This window comes from Comamonas sp. GCA5 (assembly GCF_036541385.1).
Classification (GTDB): Bacteria; Pseudomonadota; Gammaproteobacteria; order Burkholderiales; family Burkholderiaceae_C; genus Comamonas; species Comamonas aquatica.
In genome coordinates this window covers 1-2,788 of the sequence record NZ_JAZHFR010000156.1, presented here as the reverse complement: position 1 = coordinate 2,788, position 2,788 = coordinate 1, and the positions used below count along the sequence as shown (strand labels likewise).

Below are 2,788 nucleotides of genomic sequence, written 5' to 3'. Positions count from 1 at the left end.
CCTGGGCGCTGGACGCCGAGCGGCCCGCCTGGGCCGCCCGTGGCCACGCAGACCGTCGACACCTGGCCCTGTGCCTGGCTGACGCCCTGCCACTGGACCGCCGGGGCCGACCAGGTGCGCATGGACGATCCGGCCAGCCTGCAATTGGAACTGGCCGATGCCCAGGCCCTGCACGCCCTGCTGCAGCCCTGGTTTGCCCAGGACGGTCTGTCGCTGGACATCGTCACGCCGCTGCTGTGGCGCATCGCCGGCGCACCGCTGGCCGACCTGCGCCCAGCCTCGCTGGACCGGGTGCTGCTGCGCGATGTCAGCCCCTGGCTGCCCAGTGCGCAGACCGCACGCACCCTGCACCGCCTGCACAGCGAGGTGCAGATGCTGCTGTACACCCACGCCTTCAACGACCGGCGCGCCGAACGCGGCCTGCGGCCGATCAACGCCTTCTGGCTGCACGGCGCGGGCAGCCTGGATGCCGACGCGCTGGCGCACAGCCAGCAGGCCGCCGCCCAGGTCCAGCTGCAGGTGGTGGACGGGCTGCGCCAGGCGGCCCTGCGCCAGGACTGGCCGGCGTGGAAGCAGGCCTGGCTGGCCGCCGATGCCGGCCCCTTGGCCGAACTGGCGCAGCATGTCGCCCAGGGCGGCCCCGCCACCCTGAGCCTGTGCGGCGAACACCACGCCCGCAGCTGGGACAGCCAGCCACGCGGGCTGGTGGACAAGATCAAGAACGTTTTCAGCCCCCAGCGCTTTGCTGGCTTGCACCAAGCGCTATGAAGATCATTGAACGAACGATCCCGGAAAGCACCGTCCAGACCCTGGTGCAATCCGGCATCAACCCCTTGCTGGCGCGCCTGTACGTGGCGCGCGGCGTGCAGTCCTGTGAAGAGCTGGACACCGGCCTGGGCAAGCTGCTGCCGCCTTCCGGCCTCAAGGGCATCCAGGAGGCGGCCCGCGTGCTGGCCGACGCCATCGCGCGGCAGCAGCGCATCTGCATCGTCGCCGACTACGACTGCGACGGCGCCACCGCCTGCGCGGTCGGCATCCGCGGCCTGCGCATGCTGGGCGCCCAGCATGTGAGCTATGAGGTGCCGGACCGCATCACCGACGGCTACGGCCTGTCCGCCCCGATTGCACGCCGCGTGCACGCCAAGGGGCACGAGCTGCTGCTGACCGTGGACAACGGCATCGGCAGCGTGGACGGCGTGGCCCAGGCCAAGGCCCTGGGCCTGACCGTGGTGGTGACCGACCACCACCTGCCCGGCGAGCAGTTGCCCGCGCCCGACGCCATGGTCAACCCCAACCAGCCCGGCTGCACGTTCGAGAGCAAGTCCCTGGCCGGCGTGGGCGTGATGTTCTACGTGCTGCTGGTGCTACGCGCCGAGCTGCGCGCGCGCGGGGTGTTCGACGCCGCCCACCAGCCCAAGCTGGACACCCTGCTGCCCCTGGTGGCCCTGGGCACCGTGGCCGATGTGGTCAAGCTGGACGCCAACAACCGCCGCCTGGTGGCGCAGGGCCTGCAGCGCATCCGCAAAGGCCACATGCCAGCCGGTATTCGCGGCCTGTACGAGGCCGCCGGCAAGGAATATTGGCAGGCCAGCACCACGGATTTCGGCTTTGCCCTGGGCCCGCGCATCAATGCCGCCGGCCGCCTGGCCGACATGACAATCGGCATCGAGTGCCTGCTGACCGATGACTACCCCAAGGCGCTGGAACTGGCGCACACGCTGACGCGCATCAACCGCGAGCGCCAGGAGATGGAGTCCGGCATGCGCCTGCAGGCCTTTGCCCTGGCCGATGAGCTGTTCGAAGACGGTGTGCTGCCGCCTGCGGCCATCAGCGTGTTCGACCCGGACTTCCACGAAGGCGTGGTCGGCATCGTCGCCTCGCGCGTCAAGGACCGCCTGCACCGCCCCACCTTCGTCTTTGCCGCCAGCCAGGCCGAGGGCAAGGCGCACGAGCTCAAGGGCTCGGGCCGCTCCATTCCCGGCTTTCACCTGCGCGACGCGCTGGACCTGGTGGCCAAGCGCCACCCCGGCGTGCTTCTGCGCTTTGGCGGCCACGCCATGGCGGCCGGCTGCACCATCGCCGAAGAGCACTTCCACACCTTCGAACAGGGCTTTGCCCAGGTCGCCCAGGAATGGCTGGACGCCAAGACCCTGACGCGCTGCGTGGAGACCGATGGCCCGCTGGACCCGGCCTTCCGCCAGGCCGAGGTGGTCGAGCAGCTGAACCTGGAAGTCTGGGGCCAGGGCTTTGCCCCGCCCACCTTCAGCGAGGACGTGGAGGTGCTGTCGCAGCGGCTGGTGGGCGAAAAGCACCTGAAGCTCCAGCTGCGCCACCGCGGCGACGTGGTGGACGGCATCTGGTTCGGCCGCACCGAACCCCTGCCCGGCTGGGTACACCTGGCCTTCCGCCTCGACATCAACGAGTGGCGCGGCGAACGCAAGGTACAGTTCCTGGTCGAAGGCGCCGAAGGCTGAGGCCGCAGCAACCACAAAAGCAGAGCTGGCAGCGCTGATCTTTAGGCACTTTCAGCACAAAAACTGCTGAAACTCCATGATTCACCAGCGCATCCAGCTATAAAAAAAGACCTGCACATGCAGGTCTTAGGGCGTCCGCCTGAGCGGTGGGGGCGCTTCCGCCCACGCTGCTGCCGCAGGCTAGACGCCACCGCAAGACGGCGACTTCAGAAGCTTTCCCATTCGTCCTCGCCCCCCTGGGCGACAGCGGCCTTGGGCGCCGCAGCGGGTGCGGGCTTGGCAGGGGCCGGACGCGGCCGCCACCGCAGTGGGGC

At 69.7% G+C, this 2,788-nt stretch carries 2 protein-coding genes; both read left to right on the top strand.

All coding sequences use genetic code 11. The annotated features are described in order from the left end of the window. Positions 1-768, top strand: a 768-nt coding sequence (locus SJH88_RS18805; protein WP_274755349.1) for a phosphoglycerate mutase, incomplete at its 5' end; no start/stop codon positions are given. Further along, entirely contained in the window at positions 765-2,474 is a 1,710-nt protein-coding gene (gene recJ / locus SJH88_RS18800; protein WP_274755348.1) for a single-stranded-DNA-specific exonuclease RecJ, read from the top strand. The genes SJH88_RS18805 and recJ, both read left to right, overlap by 4 nt. The last annotated feature ends 314 nt before the right edge of the window (positions 2,475-2,788 follow it).

What these genes read in the sequence shown, in the direction of transcription:
- recJ (WP_274755348.1), top strand. Translation starts at nt 765, where the DNA reads ATGAAGATCATTGAACGAACGATCCCGGAAAGCACCGTCCAGACCCTG.